This is a genomic window from Acidovorax sp. AC410 (genome assembly GCF_979253235.1).
Genome location: NZ_CEEDCG010000001.1, coordinates 6,236,439 through 6,253,864 on the forward strand (window position 1 = coordinate 6,236,439; position 17,426 = coordinate 6,253,864).

The following is a 17,426-nucleotide window of genomic DNA, read 5'->3' on the forward strand; positions in this document are numbered from 1 at the left end:
AAAACCCGAGGCTGTTGCATGAACCTCCAGCAGTTCGAGCACTTGCTCGCCGTCGCCGAAACGGGCTCCTTCAGCCGCGCGGCCGAGCAGCTGTACCTCACGCAGCCCGCGCTCAGCCGCAGCATCCTGGCCATGGAGGACGAGCTGGGCGCCCCGCTCATCGAGCGCTCCGGCAAGCGCAAGCAGCTCACGCCGCTCGGTGTTCTGGTTGCGGCGCGGGCCCGGCGCATCGGGCTGGAGCTGTCCGAGCTCAAGCGCAGTGCCAGCCTGTTGGCGGACTTGCAGATCGGCACCGTGAAGCTCGGCCTCGGGCCCGCGCCGACGGCGATGCTGGCCGTGCCGCTGTTGCAGCACATGCTGGCGCACCATCCGCGCATCAAGGTCCAGCTCTCCAGCGGTCCGGCAGAGCTGCAATTGCAGAGCCTGCGCGCCCGGGCTCTGGATGCGCTGGTGGTCCACCGGCGCACGCTGCCCCCGGCGGGCGACCTGCACGTGGACCTGTTCCCCGAAATGCGCCTGGGTTTTGTCTGCCGCAGCGGCCATCCCCTGCACCGTGTGGCCCAGGTGTCGTTCGCCCAACTGCGTGGGTACCCGTTGGCGGGCACAGGCCTGAGCAACGAAGCCGTACACAGCCTCAACGCGCACTTCGGCCAGCCCGCGCATTTCAGCGAAGCCGTGCAGCTCCAGTCGGACGAAGTGGCATGCCTGCTCGACGTGGTGCGCACCACCGATACCGTGTTCCTGGGCACCATCGAGGTCGCCCGCTCGCTCATCGACCGGGGTGAACTGGCAGAACTCAGGCTGAGCCGCCCGTTGCAGCTGAGCTCGCAGTTCGCCTTCGTCACGCTCGAAGGCATCACCGAAGCGCCCGCCTTGAAGGTGGCGCGTGACTTTTGCGCACAGCGCATGCACGACCGCTGATGGCACTTCTGTGGCGCCGCATGTCTCTAGAATTCGGCAGCAGCACATTCCCTCGCCCCCAACCCAGGACACACACCATGCAACTCAGCAGCCAGAGCTTTCAGGACGGCCAGGCGATCCCAGGCGAATTCGCGTTCGCGGTGCCGGACGCCGCCACGCACGTCGCGCTGTCGTCCAACCGCAATCCGCACCTCGCCTGGAGCGGCGCGCCCGAGGGCACGCAGTCGTTTGTGGTGGTCTGCCACGACCCGGACGTGCCCAGCCGCGGCGACGACGTGAACCAGGAGGGCCGCGAAGTGCCCGCAGCGCTGCCGCGCGTGGACTTCTTCCACTGGCTGCTGCTCGACCTGCCAGCCGACACCCGGCAGATCGCAGCAGGCAGCCACTCCGACGGCGTAACGCCGCGCGGCAAGCCTGGCCCCGCCGCACCCGGCGGCGCACGCCACGGCATCAACGACTACACCGGCTGGTTCGCGGGCGACGAACAGATGAAGGGCGACTACTACGGCTATGACGGCCCCTGCCCACCGTGGAACGACACGCTGGTGCATCATTACGTCTTCACCGTCTATGCCCTGGCCGCGCCGACCCTCGCGGTCGCGGGCCCATTGACCGGAGCCAACGTGCGCGCGGCGCTGGCCACTGCCCCGGTGCTCGGCAAAGCCAGCATCACGGGGCTGTACAGCCTCAACCCTGCGGTCTCGGTCGGCTGAGCGACCTTGTGGATGGCGCCGACGCAGGCTTTGGTTGCCAGCCCGGGCTTTGCGAACGAACGGCACTCGGCCGTTCGTCACCCAGGGCAGGGGCGGTGCGAGCGCCCTGCCGCCCGTCGCCCACGGCTGGCATCCCGCCGAACAGGGCCTTGCCGGTAAATCGGCGAAAAACGCCCCGCAATACCTGCCGGCACAGCCACCCGATCCGGGCCAGATCAATACCCGGGCAGAACGAAAAAAGGGTTACGCCATTGCTGACGTAACCCTTTGATACTGGCGGAGTGGACGGGACTCGAACCCGCGACCCCCGGCGTGACAGGCCGGTATTCTAACCAACTGAACTACCACTCCTGGTAGATAGCTTTCGCCTGCATTCTTCAACACAGGCCAAGCGCTACAACTTGGCGACCCTACGGGGATTCGAACCCCGGTACTCACCGTGAAAGGGTGATGTCCTAGGCCTCTAGACGATAGGGTCAAAACCTTGGAGCTAACCGACTGACTGACTCAACCAACCCGATCAAAACCGTGGTGGAGGTAAACGGGATCGAACCGATGACCTCTTGCATGCCATGCAAGCGCTCTCCCAGCTGAGCTATACCCCCACAGGCCCTTGCATATCATCAAACCGACATGCAACGGCAATAAACTGGCGGAGTGGACGGGACTCGAACCCGCGACCCCCGGCGTGACAGGCCGGTATTCTAACCAACTGAACTACCACTCCTGGCAGGCAGCTTTCGCTTGCAGCGGTGTTGCCACCTCACAAGCCAAGCGCTACAACTTGGCGACCCTACGGGGATTCGAACCCCGGTACTCACCGTGAAAGGGTGATGTCCTAGGCCTCTAGACGATAGGGTCAAAACCTTGGAACTTGCGAACGGTTCTGATGGAAGGTGGTGGAGGTAAACGGGATCGAACCGATGACCTCTTGCATGCCATGCAAGCGCTCTCCCAGCTGAGCTATACCCCCACTTGGTGCGGCTGGAAATACCTTCCCAGACCGCTCTTTCCGACTTCATTCACACTGTGTATGTCGTCTTCATCAGAGACTCAAATTATAGACAGGTTTTTAGCGGTTTTGCAAACGAACGCCAATTTTTTCGCGTCCGATCAATTCCAGCACCGCATCGACCGACGGCGTATGGGCCGTGCCCACCGTCAGCACGCGCACCGGCATGGCCAGTTGCGGCATCTTCAGGCCGTGTGCGGCCAGCACCTGCTTGAAGGCGGCGCTGATGGCAGCCTTGTTCCATTCGCAGGTGGCCAGCGCTTCGGCCAGGGCGGCGATGGCCGGCTGGATGGCTTCGGTCACATGCTGGGCGAGTTCCGCATCGTTCGGCGTCACGTCGCCATAGAACACCTGGGCCCAGTCGGCCAGCGCCACCGTGGTGTCGCAGCGGTCCTTGAACAATGCGCAGATGCGCGGCAGGCGGCCATCGGCCAGGTCGGCGGCGGCCAAGCCGCGCTTTTCCAGTTGGGCCGCGACCAGGGCGGCCAGGGCCTCGTCGTCCATGGCCTTGAGGTGCTGTGCGTTCACCCAGCGCAGCTTGGCCTCGTCGAACTGCGCGGCGCTGCGGCCCAGGTGATCGAGGTTGAACCATTCGAGGAACTGCGCGCGGCTGAAGATCTCGTCGTCGCCGTGGCTCCAGCCCAGGCGGGCCAGGTAGTTGACCATGGCGTCGGGCAGGTAGCCCTCGTCGCGGTACTGCGTCACGGGCTTGGCGCCGTTGCGCTTGCTCATCTTCTCGCCCAGCTCGTTCAACACGGTAGGCAGGTGGGCGTAGACCGGCGGCTCCTTGCCCAGGGCGCGGAAAATATTGATCTGGCGCGGCGTGTTGTTCACATGGTCGTCGCCGCGGATCACGTGGGTGATGGCCATGTCGATGTCGTCCACCACCACGCAGAAGTTGTAGGTGGGCGTACCGTCGGGGCGCGCGATCACCAGGTCGTCGAGTTCGTCGTTGCTGATCTCGATGCGGCCCTTGACCTTGTCGTCCCAGGCGACCACGCCGCCCTGCGGGTTCTTGAAGCGCAGCACGGGCTGCACGCCTTCGGGGATGGCCGGCAGGGTCTTGCCGGGCTCGGGGCGCCAGGTGCCGTCGTAGCGCGGCTTTTCCTTGGCAGCCATCTGCGCTTCGCGCAGGGCATCGAGTTCAGCGATGCCCATGTAGCAGGGGTAGACCAGGCCGGTGGCCTTGAGGTCTTCGAGCACGGCGCGGTAGCGGTCCATGCGCTGCATCTGGTAGAACGGGCCCTCGTCGGGCTGCATGCTCAGCCACTCCATGCTTTCCAGGATCACGTCCACCGCGACCTGGCTGGAGCGCTCCACGTCGGTGTCTTCGATGCGCAGGATGAAGTCGCCGCCCATGGCACGCGCGAAGGCCCAGGGGTACAGGGCCGAGCGGATGTTGCCCAGGTGGATGAAGCCGGTGGGGGACGGCGCAAAGCGCGTGCGCACGCGGCCGGTGGCGGGGGTGTTGTTCTGGTCGGTCATAGGTCTTGCTGGGTGGGCCGCCCTGCCCTGCCGCGGTCAAGCAGGTGCGAAGGCGGCGGTCGATGCCGGTAATGATAAGTGCCGCGCCACGGGCGCCGGTTTTGCGCCCGGTTCCGCGCTCCTCAAACGGCATGGGCGCCCCGTTTCATCGGTGCGCCCACGAATTGGTTGCCAGGCAGGAATGCAGCCTCGCCCGAGGCTGCATTCAGTGCGCTCAGGCGTCTTGAGCGTTGGGAAGCGCCAGACGCGAGGTGTCTTCCTCGTTCTCTTCCACGCCCACGCGGCCTTCGTTCAGGCGCGCGATGTCCTCGGCAGTGATGTCGCCGGTCACATAGGTGCCGTCGAAGCACGATGCGTCGAAGCCGACGATAGCCTTGTTGAGCGAGCCAATGGCGCGCTTCATGCCATCCACGTCCTGGTAGATCAGGGCGTCGCAGCCGATGACCTGGCGGATCTCTTCCACCGTGCGGCCATGGGCCACCAATTCACTGCTGGTGGGCATGTCGATGCCGTACACATTGGGGTAGCGCACCGGTGGCGCGGCACTGGCCAGGTAGACGTTGCGGGCACCGGCGTCGCGCGCCATCTGCACGATCTCGCGCGAGGTGGTGCCACGCACGATGGAGTCGTCCACCAGCAGCACGTTGCGGCCCTTGAACTCGCTGGCGATCACGTTGAGCTTCTGGCGCACGGACTTCTTGCGCACGCCCTGCCCTGGCATGATGAAGGTGCGGCCCACGTAGCGGTTCTTCACGAAGCCCTCGCGGTACGGAACGCCCAGCAGGTGCGCCAGTTGCGTGGCGCTGGGGCGGCTCGACTCGGGGATCGGGATGATCACGTCGATCTCGTTGGGCGGCACGGTGGAGACCACGCGCTTGGCAAGGGCCTCGCCCAGGTTCAGGCGCGCCTGGTAGACCGAGATGCCGTCCAGCACCGAATCAGGGCGTGCCAGGTACACGAACTCGAAGATGCAGGGGTTGAGCTGCGGGTTCTCGGCGCACTGGGCCGAATGCACGGTGCCGTCGAGCGTGATGAACACGGCTTCGCCGGGTTCGATGTTGCGTTCGAACACATGCGAGGTGCCTTCCAGCGCCACCGATTCGCTGCCCACCATGACGTTGCCGTCCGCGCTGCGGCCAATCGCCAGCGGGCGGATGCCGTGCGGGTCGCGGAAGGCCAGCAGGCCGTGGCCGGCGATCATGGCGATCACGGCGTACGAGCCCTTGATGCGCTTGTGTACGGCACGCACGGCGTCGAACACATTTTGGGGCTGCAGCGGCACGCCGGCGGTGGCACGCTCGAGTTCGTGCGCGAACACGTTGAGCAGCACTTCCGAGTCACTGTCGGTGTTGGTGTGGCGGTGGTCGGTCTGGAACAGCTCCGTGCGCAGCGTCTGGGCATTGGTCAGGTTGCCGTTGTGTACCAGCACCAGGCCGAAGGGCGCGTTCACGTAGAAGGGCTGGGCCTCTTCCTCGCTGTAGGCATTGCCGGCGGTGGGGTAGCGCACCTGGCCCAGGCCCACATTGCCGGGCAAGGCCCGCATGTTGCGCGTGCGGAACACGTCGCGCACCATGCCCTTGGCCTTGTGCATGAAGAACTTGCGGCCCTGCTGGGTCACGATGCCGGCGGCATCCTGGCCCCGGTGCTGCAGCAGCAGCAAGGCGTCATAGATCAACTGATTGACGGGCGCGGTACTGACGACGCCGACGATTCCACACATAGTTCGTTTCCATCCGTTTGCGGGAACATCCCCGCTGCAAACCCACGACAACAGCTTCTGGCCGTTGCCGCCTCACGAAGGCAAGTGCCTCGTAAATTCTTCCGGAAGCGCCGGTTTCAACCCTTCGAGCACCTGGGCCAATACCGGCGCGCCCCGCGATTCCTGCCACCAGGCGGCCTCGTGCAGGGGCGTGAGCCCGGCCACCACGGCCACGGCCAGCAGCAGCACCATGCCCCGCAGCACCCCGAAGACCGCCCCCAGGGTGCGGTCTGCCGGGCGCAGGCCGATCGATTCCACCAGCTTCTTGGCCAACCAGGCCAGGAACCCGCACGCGAACACCGCGCCGATGAACACCAGGGCAAAGCCCGCCGCATACCGCAGGCCGGCGGCCGATTCGCCCATGGGCAGCAGCGCCGCCACATCGTCGGCCAGCCACTGCGCCACAAAAAAAGCCGCCACCCAGCCCACCAGGGACAGCACCTCATACACCAGACCGCGCCAGGCCCCCATCAGCATGGAGGCCAGCAGCACGGCCACGAAAACCCAGTCCAGCGCGGCCATCAGCGGCGCAGCCTGCTCCGGCATCACATCAGAGCGTCAGCACCGACGCCGACAGTTCCAGCGAACGGATCTTGCCGGCGGCCTTGTCCGCATCGGCGCGGTTGTTGAAGGGCCCCACACGCACCCGGGTGCGCTTGCCGTCCTTGGTATCCACCACCTGCACGAAGGTCTTGAGGCCGGAGCGCTCCACCTTGGTGCGCGCCTCACGGGCCTTGTCCGCATCGGCGAACGCCCCCACCTGCACGATGAAACGGGCATCCTCGGCACTGGCCGAGGCGGCGGCCGCGACGGCTGGCGCCGCGGTGCGGCCTTCCAGCAGTGCGCGGGCGCGGGCAGCTTCGTCGTTGGCACGCGCCGGCGCCACCGGCGCGGGCGCTGGCGTGGCGGCCACCACGGCCGGCTTGGGCTCGGGCTTCGGTTCGGGCTTGTGCTCCGGCTTGGGTGCGGCCGCCACCACGGGCGGCTTGGGCACCAGCGCGGGCTTGGGGCTGGCGATGATCTCTTCGCCTTCGCTCAGGCCATTGCCGGCATTGCCCTGGCCCTGCGAGGCGGTGCGACTGCCGGACGGCGGGACGGGGGGAGTCACTGGCGCCGCCTGGCGTGCCACGGCGGCAGAGGCTGGCGCGGGCGCAGGCGCCGGTGCCTGCGCGGCCGCAGGGGCGGGCACGACCACGGGCGCGGTCTTGTTGCGATCAGGGATCTCGATGGGGATGTCCGCCGCGACAGGGCGCGGCTGGGTGTCGAACAGCAGCGGAAAGCCCACCACGCCCAGGGCCACCAGCACGGCCGCGCCGATCAGGCGGTGGCGCGCGCGCCGGCGCATCGCTTCGATGCTTTCGGCCGGGGGCGCTGCGCGCGAGCGCTTGGCCGGCTTGTCGGCCGGTGCGGGTTCACTCTGACCGGGCCACCGAAACTTGAAAAATGCCATGGAGTTGCGACTCGTGCGGGGTGCTTACGCGCCCAGATGTTTGGCGTGCAGGCGGGGCGTTCCGTTGATCAATACCCCGCCCACCGTGAAGAACGAGCCAAAGACCACGATTCTATCAGCGGGGCCTGCCGCCGCCACGGCCGCCTGCAGTGCCTGCATGGGGTCTTGGTACACGCTGGTGGCCACCTCGCGGCGCCCGCCGGCCACCATCTGCAGGGCATTCCACTTCTGCTGCAGCGCCGCGCCCGTCTCGGCCCGGGGCGTGGGCAGGCTGGTGAAGTACCAGCGGTCCACCAGCGGGCCCACCCTGGCCAGCATGGTGGCCAGGTCCTTGTCCGCCATGGCCCCGAACACGGCGTGCGTGGTGGGGAAAAAGCCCATCGCGTCCAGGTTGGCCGTGAGGGCCGCCACCGAATGCGGGTTGTGCGCCACGTCCAGCACCAGCGTGGGCTCGCCCGGCACGATCTGGAAGCGCCCGGGCAGCTCCACCATGGCCATGCCCGTGCGCACGGCCTGGGCCGTCACGGGAATGCGCTCGCGCAGCGCCTCGAAGGCCGCCAGCACGCCGGCGGCGTTCACCAGCTGGTTGGCGCCGCGCAGCGAGGGGTAGGCCAGGCCCGCGTAGCGCCGGCCCCGGCCGGCCCAGCTCCACTGCTGCTTGTCGCCCGAGACGTTGAAGTCGCGGCCCGAACGCCACAGGTCGGCGCCGATCTCGGTGGCATGGTCCACCACGCTCTGCGGGGCCATGGGATCGCTCACGATCACCGGGCGGCCGGTGCGCATGATGCCGGCCTTCTCGCGGCCGATGCTTTCGCGGTCCTTGCCCAGGAATTCGGTGTGGTCGATATCGATGCTGGTGATGATGGCGCAGTCGGCGTCGATGATGTTGGTCGCATCGAGCCGCCCGCCCAGGCCGACCTCGAGGATGGCCAGGTCCAGGCGCGCCTGGCTCATGAGCCGCAGGATGGCCAGGGTGCTGAACTCGAAATAGGTCAGCGAGATGGCTTCGCCACCCTGCACGCGGGCCGCCTCCACCGCGGCGAAGTGCGGCACCAGGTCGGCGGCGGCCACGATTTCACCATGCACGCGGCAGCGCTCTTCGAAATGCACCAGGTGGGGCGAGGTGTAGACCCCCGTGCGGTAGCCCGATTGCAGGCCCACGGCCTCCAGCATGGCACAGGTGGATCCCTTGCCATTGGTGCCCGCCACGGTGATCACCGGGCAGTCGAAGCGCAGCGCCATGCGGCGGGCCACTTTGCTGACCCGGTCCAGGCCCATGTCGATGTTGTGCGGGTGCAGTTGCTCACAGTGCTGCAGCCAGCCGTCCAGGGTGTCGATATTATTGGTGTGCATACAGGCCGCGATTGTCGCCGAGCCCACGGTCACACACATCCTCACGCCCTATTTCCCATGACAACTGCACCCACTATCACCGTCTACGGCATTCCCAACTGCGATACCGTCAAGAAGTCGCGCACCTGGTTCACCGAGCAGGGCCTCGAATACAGCTTCCACGATTTCAAGAAACAAGGGGTGCCAGCCGACCGCCTGCCCGGCTGGCTGGCCGCCGCGGGGCGCGACAAGCTCGTCAACCGCCAGGGAACGACGTGGCGCAAGCTTGACGCGGACACCCAGGCCGCCGTGCAGGACGACGCCAGTGCCAGCGCCCTGCTGCAGGCCCAGCCCAGCGTGGTCAAGCGGCCCGTGGTGGAGTGGAGCCAGGGCGGCACGACCCGCATTTCGGTGGGTTTTGCGCCTGAAACCTGGAACGAATGGCGCGCAGCAGGCTCCAAGCACTGAAGTCGCCCGGATGCAGTGCATTGAAACCGGAGATATTGCACAAATCTTTACGCAGTTTTACGGCCTGCCCACCCGGTATTGACGGGTAGCGCCTAAACTTTTCGACAGTCTGGTGCGTTATGTACCGACCTGAAAGGAGTTTCTCCATGAAAAAGATCGTCGTTTTTTCCGCCATGGCAGCCATTGCCTCCATGGCCGCAGCCCAGGAACAGGGCCGCGTGCTCTCGACCACCCCCATCGTCCAGCAGGTGGCCGTGCCCCAGCAGGTGTGCAACAACGAAACCGTGTACAGCGGCAACCGCACCACCGGTGGCGGCGCGGTGATCGGCGCCATTGCCGGCGGTGCCGTGGGCAACCAGATTGGCAAGGGCAGCGGCCGTGCGGCCGCCACGGCGCTGGGCCTGATCGGTGGCGCCGTGCTGGGCAACAACATCGAAGGCAATGGCCAGCCGCAGTACGAGAACGTGCAGCGCTGCCACAACCAGACCTACTACGAGAACCGCACGGTGGGCTACAACGTGACCTACGAGTACGCAGGCCGCCAGTACACCACACGCACCCAGTACGACCCGGGCCGCTGGATCCCCGTGAGCGTGCAGCCGGGCCAGACCTACTCCACGGAACCCTCGTACCAGCAGGGCTATGCCCAGCCCGGCGTGGTCACCTCGACCTACCCGGCACCGCCCCCCACCTACGTGACGCCCCCGGTCACGGTGATCGAGTACGGCTACGACCGCTCGTACCACCACCCGCGCAATCCCTACTGGCGCTAAGAACCGCTGAGTTCGGGCGGGCAGCCCAGGCAGCCGTCGGCATGAACACGCTGCCGGCCCAGTGACCATTGCCGTTGACGGCTGCCCTCCCCTGGCGTCCAGTCCTCCAAAGAGCCCTTCGGGGCTCTTTTTTTTGCCCTGCGCCATATCGAAAGCGTCCATGCGGCATGGTGGCCTAAAATCAGGGGTTTCCCTCTAACCAACGCGCATCCATGACCACCGAAAAAATCGACGGCGTGTCCGTCACCACCCAGGCCAATGTGTACTTCGACGGCAAGTGCGTGAGCCACAACATCACCTTCCCCGATGGCACGAAGAAGTCGGTGGGCGTGGTCCTGCCCGCCTCGCTGACCTTCAACACCGGCGCGCCCGAGATCATGGAATGCGTGGGCGGTGAGTGCGAGTACAAGCTCGACGGCACCGATGCCTGGGTCAAGTCCGGCGCGGGCGAAAAATTCAGCGTGCCCGGCAACTCCAAGTTCGAGATCCGCGTCGCCAGCGCCTACCACTACATCTGCCACTTCGGCTGAGCCCCGAGAAAGCCCTGAACGACATGGCCACCATCCTCCAGAACCTGCCCCTCAACGAGAAGGTCGGCATCGCCTTCTCCGGCGGCCTCGACACCAGCGCCGCACTGCGCTGGATGAAGAACAAGGGCGCCGTGCCCTACGCCTACACGGCCAACCTGGGCCAGCCCGACGAGCCCGACTACGACGCCATTCCTGCCAAGGCCATGGAATACGGCGCCGAAAAGGCCCGCCTGGTGGACTGCCGCACGCAGCTGGCGCACGAAGGCATTGCCGCCCTGCAGGCCGGCGCCTTCCACATCAGCACCGCCGGCGTCACCTACTTCAACACCACGCCGCTGGGCCGTGCCGTCACCGGCACCATGCTGGTGGCTGCCATGAAGGAAGACGACGTCCACATCTGGGGCGATGGTTCGACCTTCAAGGGCAATGACATCGAGCGCTTTTACCGCTACGGCCTCTTGACCAACCCCTCGCTCAAGATCTACAAGCCCTGGCTGGACCAGCTGTTCATCGACGAGCTGGGCGGCCGCGCCGAAATGTCGGCCTTCATGACCAAGGAAGGTTTCGGCTACAAGATGAGCGCCGAGAAGGCCTACAGCACCGACAGCAACATGCTGGGTGCCACCCATGAAGCCAAGGACCTCGAATTCCTGAACAGCGGCATCCGCATCGTGAACCCCATCATGGGCGTCGCGTTCTGGAAGGAGGACGTGCAGGTCAAGGCCGAGGAAGTCTCGGTGCGCTTCGAGGAAGGCCAGCCCGTGGCCCTGAACGGCGTGGAGTTCAGCGACCCCGTGGCCCTGATCCTGGAAGCCAACCGCATCGGCGGGCGCCACGGCCTGGGCATGAGCGACCAGATCGAGAACCGCATCATCGAGGCCAAGAGCCGCGGCATCTACGAGGCCCCGGGCCTGGCGCTGCTGCACATCGCCTACGAGCGCCTGGTGACCGGCATCCACAACGAGGACACGATCGAGCAGTACCGCCTGAACGGCCTCAAGCTCGGCCGCCTGCTCTACCAGGGCCGCTGGTTCGACCCCCAGGCCATCATGCTGCGCGACACCGCCCAGCGCTGGGTGGCACGTGCCATCACCGGCACGGTCACGCTGGAACTGCGCCGCGGCAACGACTACTCGCTGCTGAACACCGAATCGCCCAACCTGACCTACGCCCCCGAGCGCCTGAGCATGGAAAAGGTCGAAGACGCGCCGTTCTCGCCCGCAGACCGCATCGGCCAGTTGACCATGCGCAACCTGGACATCATCGACACGCGTGCCAAGCTGGGCGTGTACGCGCGCAGCGGCCTGCTGTCGCTGGACGGCAATGCCGCACTGGCGCAGCTGAACAACGAACGCAGCGAATAACACCGCTCCGCCGCCATGAAGAAAGCCACCCTCGGGTGGCTTTCTTGCATTGGGGGTGAGCCGAAGCGACCTACACCACCACCGGCTCTGGCTCCAGCCGGATGCCAAAGCGCTCATAGACGCTGGTCTGAATGGCCTTGGCCAGGGTCATCACCTCGCCGCCCGTCACACTGTGGGCGCCACGGCCGCGGTTGACCAGCACCAGCGCCTGCTTTTCGTACACGCCGGCCTTGCCGATGGACTTGCCCTTCCAGCCGCAGGCGTCGATGAGCCAGCCAGCGGCCAGCTTGATGCTGCCATCGGGCATGGGGTAATGCACGATCTTGGGCTCGCGCGCGATGATGTCGGCGCACTGCTCGGGCGAGACCGTCGGGTTCTTGAAGAAGCTGCCGGCGTTGCCCACCACGGCCGGGTCGGGCAGCTTGGCGCGGCGGATGTCGCACACCCAGTCGAACATCTGCTGCGCCGTGGGCTGCTCGATCCCAGCCTCGGCCCTGCGGCGCTCCAGCTCCAGGTAACCCAGCACGGGTTTCCAGGGGCGCGGCAGCCGAAAGCGCACGTGCGTGATCACCGCGCGCCCGGCCAGGCCCATGCCGCGCGGCAGCCCGCCCGCCACCTCGGGCTGCGACGGGGCATGCTTGAACACCGAATCGCGGTAGCCAAAGGCGCACTGCGCCGCGTTGAGCGTGAAGCGCTCGCCCGTGGCAAGGTCGATGGCATCCAGGGATTCGAAGCGGTCCTGCAGTTCCACGCCATAGGCGCCGATGTTCTGCACCGGCGATGCCCCCACCGTGCCGGGGATCAGCGCCAGATTTTCCAGGCCCGGATAGCCCTGCGCCAGGGTCCAGGCCACGCAGTCGTGCCAGACCTCGCCGGCACCGGCTTCGACGATGAAGGCCTTGGAGGTCGCTTCGACCAGCCGCAGGCCCCTGATTTCCATCTTCAGTACCACGGGGCGCACATCCCCGGTCAGAATGATGTTGCTGCCCCCGCCCAGCACGAAGACCGGGCCGCCAGACAGTTCTTTATCGGCCAGGAAGGCCGAAATATCATCGGCCGAGCGCACGCGCACCAGGGTTTGGGCGCGTGCCGCAATGCCGAAGGTGTTGCAGGGCTGCAAAGGGGCGTTTTTCTCGACTACCATTGGCCCGATTGTCGCACCCACGCATCCGCGCGCTGCGGCGAAAACCGTATTCCCGAGAGAGAACCACCACCATGCCATCTTTTGACACCGTCTGCGAAGCCAACCTGGTCGAAGTGAAGAACGCCGTCGAGAACACCGCCAAGGAAATCGCCACCCGCTTCGATTTCAAGGGCACGTCGGCCAGCATCGAGATCAAGGACAAGGACATCACACTGATCGGCGACGCCGACTTCCAGCTCACCCAGATCGAAGACGTGCTGCGCAACAAGCTCACCAAGCGCAATGTGGACGTGCGCTTCCTGGACATGGGCGACGTGCAGAAGATGGGCGGCGACAAGGTCAAGCAGGTCATCAAGGTGCGCAACGGCATCGAGAGCGAGTTGGCCAAGAAGATCCAGAAGCTCATGAAGGAAAGCAAGCTCAAGGTCCAGGCCGCCATCCAGGAGGACAAGGTGCGCATCACCGGCGCCAAGCGCGACGACCTGCAGGCGGCCATGGCGCTGATCCGCAAGGACGTGACCGACGTGCCCCTGTCGTTCGACAACTTCCGCGACTGACGCGTTCCGACCATGCGCCATCTGCGCTTTGCCCTCTCCTTCGCCCTCGCCGCGGGCCTGGCATGGCCGCTGGCGGCGCAGCCATCCGGTCAGTCCATCGCCCTGGCAGGCATGCTGGGGAGCAAGGCCCTGCTGGTGGTCGATGGGGGGGAGCCACGTGCCGTTGGACCCGGCGAGACGCACCGGGGCGTGAAGGTGCTGTCCGTCACGCGCGACGAAGCCACCGTGGAAGTCCTGGGCGCCCGGCGCCTGCTGCGGCTCGGTGAATCGCCCGTGGCGCTGGGGTCCAGTGGCAGCGGCAAGCGCATCGTCCTCATGGCCGACAACCAGGGCCACTTCATCAACACCGGCACCATCAACGGCAAGCCGATGAAGTACATGGTGGACACCGGTGCATCCGTGGTCGCCATCGGCAAGCCCGACGCAGAACGCATGGGCATCAAGGTCGACGACAGCCAGAAGGTGATCATGAGCACGGCCAACGGCTCCGCCGTCGGCTGGCGCGTGCGCCTGAACTCCATGCGCCTGGGCGACGTGGAAGTGCTCGGCGTGATGGCCGTCATCATGCCCGAGGGCATGCCCTACGTGCTGCTGGGCAACAGCTTTCTGACGCAATTCCAGATGACCCGCAACAACGACCAGATGGTGCTGGAAAAGCGCCACTGAACCGTCGCGCCCCACCCCTGCCATGAACGCCACCACCCCCCTGCCCGGCAACAGCCCCCACGAAGGCGAGTACGAGGACTTGCTCGGCCTGTGGTCGGACCTGGAGTCGGCCCTTTCGGTGCTGTTGTCCAAGCCGCTGCAGGTGCAGGATTTTCCAGGCAAGGTGCGCAGCTTCGACCTGTGGCTGCAGGAGCTGGTAGCGCACGACATCGACGCCGCGCTGTACCTCATGTTCCAGCTCGCCTCGACCTCGTCGGTGGGCTACAGCGCAGCACACGCCCTGGTCTGTGGCACCTTGTGCCACATCATGGCGCAGGACCTGCGCCTGGCGCAGAGTGAACGCGACAGCCTGGTGCGCGCCGCGCTCACCATGAACATCGGCATGACCGCGCTGCAGGACGAACTGGCCGAGCAGCGCGACCGCCCCAGCAGCGCACAGCAGGAAGCCATCCGCAGCCACCCCGAGGAGAGCCAGGCCCTGCTGGAACGCCTGTTCGTGAACGACCCCCTGTGGCTCGACGTCGTTGGCCAGCACCACACCAACATGGCCGACCAGGTTCCCCTGGCCCAGCAAAACCCGGAAGACCGCCTGACGCGCATCCTGGGCACCATCGACCGCTACGCGGCCATGATCAGCCCGCGCAAGTCGCGCGCCGGGCGCAGCGCCACCGACTCGGTGCGCGCCATCGTGGGCCAGGAGGTGGACCAGCGCGACGAAGTCAGCTACACCCTCGTGCGCTCCATCGGCCTGTGCCCTCCCGGCACCTTCGTGCGGCTGGACAACGGCGAGGTGGCCATCGTGCTGCGCCGCAGTGAAAAGGCCAACTACCCGCTGGTGGCCAGCCTGCTGGACCCGGTGGGCCAGCAGCAGACCCAGCCCAACCTGTACCAGACGGCCAGCGGCAAGCCCCGCATCCAGTCGGCCGTGGCCCGTTCGGCCGTGAAGGTGGAGCTCAACCACCGCACCATGGTGCGGCTGGGCCTGTATGCAGCGCAGCGCATCTCCAGCATGCGCACGCTGATCACGGCGCCCGCTGCGCTGGGCACGCGATAGCACAGGCCGCCCCCCTGCAGCCCGATGCAAGGGGCTGGGTCAGCCCTTGGCGCCCTTGGCTTTCGCCACCTTGCTGCTGCCCAGGCGCGACTCCTTGCCCTCCAGCAGGCGCTTGATGTTCTCTTTGTGGCGCCAGGCCAGCAGCAGGGCCATCACGGCCATGGCTGCCGCAATGCGCCCATCGGCATTCCAGACCACGCCATCGGCCAGCAGGTAGTACACCGGCGCAAACACCGCCGCCACCAAGGAAGCCAGGGACGAATAGCGAAAGAAGAAGGCGATGATCACCCAGGTGACCGCTGTGGCCAGGCCAAGCCAGCCGCTCACGCCCAGCAGCACGCCCAGCGCCGTGGCCACGCCCTTGCCACCTTCGAAGCGGAAGAACACCGGCCACAGGTGACCGAGGAAGGCCGCCAGGCCGACCAGGGCCATGGTGCCCTCCTGCATCCCGTAGGGCTTGCCGAACCAGACCACCAGGGCCACGGGCAGCCAGCCCTTCACGGCATCAAGCACCAGTGTGACAATGGCCGCCACCTTGTTGCCCGAGCGCAGCACATTGGTGGCACCGGGGTTCTTGCTGCCATAGGTGCGCGGGTCGCGCATGCCCATGGCGCGCGTCACGATCACGGCGAACGACAGCGACCCGAGCAGGTAGGCCGCCAGGGTGGCGAGAAAGGGGTACACGGCGGTCAATTCAGTTCCTTGGATGGGGTGCGTGCCGACGGCGGCGCAGGCCCGCTATTCTGCCAGCGCGCAATGCACGGTCTGCGCACCGAGCAGTTGCACGCAGACCTGCGGGTCGATCTGCACCAGAAAGCCGCGCCTGCCGCCATTGATGGCGATGCGCGGCAAATCGAGGATGCTGCCCTCGATGTACACCGGCATGTCGCGCCGCGTGCCGAACGGCGAGGTGCCGCCCACCAGGTAGCCGCTGTGGCGGTTGGCTACCTCGGGCGCGCAAGGCTCGACCGACTTGGCGCCGATCTGGCGCGCCAGGTTCTTGGTGGAGACCTTGCGGTTGCCGTGCATCAGCACGATCAGGGGCTTGGCGTTCTGGTCCTGCATCACCAGGGTCTTGACCACCGTGAAGGGGTCCAGCCCCAGCACCTCGGCGCTGTGCAGGGCGCCGCCATGTTCCAGGTACTCGTACGGATGTTCGGTGAAGGCCACCTTGTGCGCCTTGAGGAGCTGGGTGGCAGGGGTTTCGGAAACGTGTTCTTTCTTGGCCATGGCGCAGCGATGGTACCCATTCACACGGTCGCGCGCTTGCGCCGCCCCACCTTGCGCTTGCCGTACTGTTCGATGGCGGCCACCAGCACCCCGGTGAATTCCTGCACCAGCGGCGGTTGCACGCGCCCATCGAGCGCCAGCACCTGCAGGCGGCGCTGCTGCAGCTGCACGTCCTCGAACGGGCGGGCTGCAAGCACACCCTCTTCGACCCAGCGCGCGGCCGTGAGGTAGCTGGCCAGCGCCACATCGCGCGGGCCCAGCAGCGGCAACAGGGCCGATGAAAAATTGCTCACCACCGCAGGCGTGTAGCGCAGGCCCTGCAGCGTACACGACAGGTCGAACAACTGGCGCCCGGTGATGCCGGCCGTGCCCAGCAGCAACGGGTAGCGCACCACGTCGGCCACGCTCACCATGCGCTGCTGCGCCAGCGGATGGGCGGCCACGGTGATCGCGAACACCGGGGCAATGGCCGAGTGCAGCACCGCAAGGCCCTTCTCGGGCGCCACGCTGTACTTGAGGGCCAGGTCCGCATCGCCACGCGCCACCTGCGCCGAGACCTCCTCGGGCACGCCCACGTGCAGCTGCAGCTCCACCTCGGGATGCATCTCGCGAAACTGCGCCATCACCAGCGGCATGAAGCCCGCGGCGAAACCCTCCGTGCAGGCCAGCCGCACGCGCCGCGCGTCCTGCGCGGCCAGGCCCTGCAACTGCTCCACCAACTGGGCCGACTCCTGCGCATGCGCGCCCGCATGGGCCAGCAGGCGCTCGCCTGCGGCTGTCAGGCGCATGCCGCGCGACTGGCGCTCGAACAACACCACGCCCAGCGAGTCCTCAAGCTTTGCGAGCTGGCGGCTCACCGCCGACGCGGCCACATGCAGGCGCTGCGCGGCCTGGTTGACCGAGCCGGTGCGGGCCACTTCGAGGAAGTAGCGCAGGGGCAGGCTCAGCAGGGACAGGGACATGGAGTG

At 66.6% G+C, this 17,426-nt stretch carries 18 protein-coding genes and 6 tRNA genes; 9 read left to right on the forward strand and 15 right to left on the reverse strand.

Annotated elements, in window-relative coordinates:
• Window positions 1–18 precede the first annotated feature (18 nt).
• Complete coding sequence (locus AC0IZS_RS28925) at window positions 19–921, forward strand: LysR family transcriptional regulator (RefSeq protein ID WP_471638836.1); 903 nt, start codon at window positions 19–21, stop codon at window positions 919–921.
• A 77-nt stretch (window positions 922–998) separates the two neighbouring features.
• Window positions 999–1,634, forward strand: a complete 636-nt coding sequence (locus AC0IZS_RS28930; RefSeq protein ID WP_471638837.1) for a YbhB/YbcL family Raf kinase inhibitor-like protein — start codon at window positions 999–1,001, stop codon at window positions 1,632–1,634.
• A gap of 274 nt (window positions 1,635–1,908) precedes the next feature.
• Here AC0IZS_RS28930 and AC0IZS_RS28935 read toward each other — a convergent pair.
• The 11 genes from AC0IZS_RS28935 to folC all read right to left on the reverse strand — a co-directional run bounded on the left by AC0IZS_RS28935 (window position 1,909) and on the right by folC (window position 8,693).
• Window positions 1,909–1,985, reverse strand: a tRNA-Asp gene (locus tag AC0IZS_RS28935).
• Window positions 1,986–2,036: 51 nt separating this feature from the next.
• Window positions 2,037–2,112, reverse strand: a tRNA-Glu gene (locus AC0IZS_RS28940).
• A 51-nt stretch (window positions 2,113–2,163) separates the two neighbouring features.
• A tRNA-Ala gene (locus AC0IZS_RS28945) sits at window positions 2,164–2,239 on the reverse strand.
• A 45-nt stretch (window positions 2,240–2,284) separates the two neighbouring features.
• Window positions 2,285–2,361 (reverse strand) — tRNA-Asp (locus AC0IZS_RS28950).
• A 58-nt stretch (window positions 2,362–2,419) separates the two neighbouring features.
• Window positions 2,420–2,495 (reverse strand) — tRNA-Glu (locus tag AC0IZS_RS28955).
• A 36-nt stretch (window positions 2,496–2,531) separates the two neighbouring features.
• Window positions 2,532–2,607 (reverse strand) — tRNA-Ala (locus AC0IZS_RS28960).
• A 99-nt stretch (window positions 2,608–2,706) separates the two neighbouring features.
• Window positions 2,707–4,131 (reverse strand): glutamate--tRNA ligase, encoded by a 1,425-nt coding sequence (gltX, locus tag AC0IZS_RS28965; protein ID WP_471638838.1) that lies wholly within the window; start codon window positions 4,129–4,131, stop codon window positions 2,707–2,709.
• Window positions 4,132–4,345: 214 nt separating this feature from the next.
• Window positions 4,346–5,851 carry an amidophosphoribosyltransferase gene (purF, locus tag AC0IZS_RS28970; RefSeq protein WP_471638839.1) on the reverse strand — a complete coding sequence of 502 codons (1,506 nt, stop codon included), beginning with the start codon at window positions 5,849–5,851 and terminating at the stop codon, window positions 4,346–4,348.
• Window positions 5,852–5,923: 72 nt separating this feature from the next.
• Window positions 5,924–6,412, reverse strand: a complete 489-nt coding sequence (locus tag AC0IZS_RS28975) for a CvpA family protein (protein WP_471639595.1) — start codon at window positions 6,410–6,412, stop codon at window positions 5,924–5,926.
• A gap of 28 nt (window positions 6,413–6,440) precedes the next feature.
• Window positions 6,441–7,340, reverse strand: a complete 900-nt coding sequence (locus tag AC0IZS_RS28980; protein WP_471638840.1) for an SPOR domain-containing protein — start codon at window positions 7,338–7,340, stop codon at window positions 6,441–6,443.
• Window positions 7,341–7,364: 24 nt separating this feature from the next.
• On the reverse strand, window positions 7,365–8,693 hold the full coding sequence (gene folC / locus AC0IZS_RS28985) for a bifunctional tetrahydrofolate synthase/dihydrofolate synthase (RefSeq protein WP_471638841.1): 1,329 nt from the start codon (window positions 8,691–8,693) through the stop codon (window positions 7,365–7,367).
• 57 nt (window positions 8,694–8,750) lie between these two features.
• Between folC and AC0IZS_RS28990 the strand changes: the two genes are divergently transcribed.
• From AC0IZS_RS28990 to argG, 4 genes are all read left to right on the forward strand, one after another.
• Complete coding sequence (locus AC0IZS_RS28990) at window positions 8,751–9,140, forward strand: arsenate reductase (RefSeq protein ID WP_471638842.1); 390 nt, start codon at window positions 8,751–8,753, stop codon at window positions 9,138–9,140.
• 146 nt (window positions 9,141–9,286) lie between these two features.
• Window positions 9,287–9,913, forward strand: a complete 627-nt coding sequence (locus AC0IZS_RS28995) for a glycine zipper 2TM domain-containing protein (protein ID WP_471638843.1) — start codon at window positions 9,287–9,289, stop codon at window positions 9,911–9,913.
• A 212-nt stretch (window positions 9,914–10,125) separates the two neighbouring features.
• Complete coding sequence (gene ppnP, locus AC0IZS_RS29000) at window positions 10,126–10,443, forward strand: pyrimidine/purine nucleoside phosphorylase (RefSeq protein ID WP_007857410.1); 318 nt, start codon at window positions 10,126–10,128, stop codon at window positions 10,441–10,443.
• Between the two features lie 23 nt (window positions 10,444–10,466).
• Window positions 10,467–11,807: an argininosuccinate synthase gene (argG, locus tag AC0IZS_RS29005; RefSeq protein WP_471638844.1), complete on the forward strand. Its 1,341-nt coding sequence runs from the start codon at window positions 10,467–10,469 to the stop codon at window positions 11,805–11,807.
• Between the two features lie 70 nt (window positions 11,808–11,877).
• Here argG and murB read toward each other — a convergent pair whose 3' ends face one another.
• Window positions 11,878–12,951, reverse strand: coding sequence for a UDP-N-acetylmuramate dehydrogenase (gene murB, locus AC0IZS_RS29010; protein WP_471638845.1), 1,074 nt, complete (start codon window positions 12,949–12,951; stop codon window positions 11,878–11,880).
• Window positions 12,952–13,022: 71 nt separating this feature from the next.
• Between murB and AC0IZS_RS29015 the strand changes: the two genes are divergently transcribed.
• Genes AC0IZS_RS29015 through AC0IZS_RS29025 form a run of 3 tightly spaced genes read left to right on the forward strand, consistent with a single transcriptional unit; the run spans window position 13,023 to window position 15,228 of the window.
• Window positions 13,023–13,508, forward strand: a complete 486-nt coding sequence (locus AC0IZS_RS29015) for a YajQ family cyclic di-GMP-binding protein (protein WP_471638846.1) — start codon at window positions 13,023–13,025, stop codon at window positions 13,506–13,508.
• Between the two features lie 12 nt (window positions 13,509–13,520).
• Entirely contained in the window at window positions 13,521–14,174 is a 654-nt protein-coding gene (locus AC0IZS_RS29020) for a retropepsin-like aspartic protease family protein (protein ID WP_471638847.1), read from the forward strand.
• A 22-nt stretch (window positions 14,175–14,196) separates the two neighbouring features.
• Window positions 14,197–15,228, forward strand: a complete 1,032-nt coding sequence (locus AC0IZS_RS29025) for an HD-GYP domain-containing protein (RefSeq protein ID WP_471638848.1) — start codon at window positions 14,197–14,199, stop codon at window positions 15,226–15,228.
• A 39-nt stretch (window positions 15,229–15,267) separates the two neighbouring features.
• On the opposite strand, the gene plsY is transcribed toward AC0IZS_RS29025, so the two are convergent.
• The 3 genes from plsY to AC0IZS_RS29040 are packed head-to-tail and all read right to left on the reverse strand — an operon-like array spanning window position 15,268 to window position 17,420.
• Window positions 15,268–15,921 carry a glycerol-3-phosphate 1-O-acyltransferase PlsY gene (gene plsY, locus AC0IZS_RS29030; RefSeq protein WP_471638849.1) on the reverse strand — a complete coding sequence of 218 codons (654 nt, stop codon included), beginning with the start codon at window positions 15,919–15,921 and terminating at the stop codon, window positions 15,268–15,270.
• Between the two features lie 45 nt (window positions 15,922–15,966).
• A complete protein-coding gene (gene ybaK, locus AC0IZS_RS29035) occupies window positions 15,967–16,458 on the reverse strand; it encodes a Cys-tRNA(Pro) deacylase (RefSeq protein WP_471638850.1) in 492 nt (163 codons plus the stop codon).
• Window positions 16,459–16,478: 20 nt separating this feature from the next.
• The gene (locus tag AC0IZS_RS29040) at window positions 16,479–17,420 is read right to left on the reverse strand and encodes a LysR family transcriptional regulator (RefSeq protein WP_471638851.1); all 942 of its coding nucleotides are present in this window, start codon (window positions 17,418–17,420) and stop codon (window positions 16,479–16,481) included.
• Window positions 17,421–17,426 lie beyond the last annotated feature (6 nt).

Coding starts and splice junctions, on each gene's coding strand:
- AC0IZS_RS28925 (WP_471638836.1), top strand. CDS start 19: ATGAACCTCCAGCAGTTCGAGCACTTGCTCGCCGTCGCCGAAACGGGC.
- AC0IZS_RS28930 (WP_471638837.1), top strand. CDS start 999: ATGCAACTCAGCAGCCAGAGCTTTCAGGACGGCCAGGCGATCCCAGGC.
- gltX (WP_471638838.1), bottom strand. CDS start 4,131: ATGACCGACCAGAACAACACCCCCGCCACCGGCCGCGTGCGCACGCGC.
- purF (WP_471638839.1), bottom strand. CDS start 5,851: ATGTGTGGAATCGTCGGCGTCGTCAGTACCGCGCCCGTCAATCAGTTG.
- AC0IZS_RS28975 (WP_471639595.1), bottom strand. CDS start 6,412: ATGGCCGCGCTGGACTGGGTTTTCGTGGCCGTGCTGCTGGCCTCCATG.
- AC0IZS_RS28980 (WP_471638840.1), bottom strand. CDS start 7,340: ATGGCATTTTTCAAGTTTCGGTGGCCCGGTCAGAGTGAACCCGCACCG.
- folC (WP_471638841.1), bottom strand. CDS start 8,693: ATGCACACCAATAATATCGACACCCTGGACGGCTGGCTGCAGCACTGT.
- AC0IZS_RS28990 (WP_471638842.1), top strand. CDS start 8,751: ATGACAACTGCACCCACTATCACCGTCTACGGCATTCCCAACTGCGAT.
- AC0IZS_RS28995 (WP_471638843.1), top strand. CDS start 9,287: ATGAAAAAGATCGTCGTTTTTTCCGCCATGGCAGCCATTGCCTCCATG.
- ppnP (WP_007857410.1), top strand. CDS start 10,126: ATGACCACCGAAAAAATCGACGGCGTGTCCGTCACCACCCAGGCCAAT.
- argG (WP_471638844.1), top strand. CDS start 10,467: ATGGCCACCATCCTCCAGAACCTGCCCCTCAACGAGAAGGTCGGCATC.
- murB (WP_471638845.1), bottom strand. CDS start 12,951: ATGGTAGTCGAGAAAAACGCCCCTTTGCAGCCCTGCAACACCTTCGGC.
- AC0IZS_RS29015 (WP_471638846.1), top strand. CDS start 13,023: ATGCCATCTTTTGACACCGTCTGCGAAGCCAACCTGGTCGAAGTGAAG.
- AC0IZS_RS29020 (WP_471638847.1), top strand. CDS start 13,521: ATGCGCCATCTGCGCTTTGCCCTCTCCTTCGCCCTCGCCGCGGGCCTG.
- AC0IZS_RS29025 (WP_471638848.1), top strand. CDS start 14,197: ATGAACGCCACCACCCCCCTGCCCGGCAACAGCCCCCACGAAGGCGAG.
- ybaK (WP_471638850.1), bottom strand. CDS start 16,458: ATGGCCAAGAAAGAACACGTTTCCGAAACCCCTGCCACCCAGCTCCTC.
- AC0IZS_RS29040 (WP_471638851.1), bottom strand. CDS start 17,420: ATGTCCCTGTCCCTGCTGAGCCTGCCCCTGCGCTACTTCCTCGAAGTG.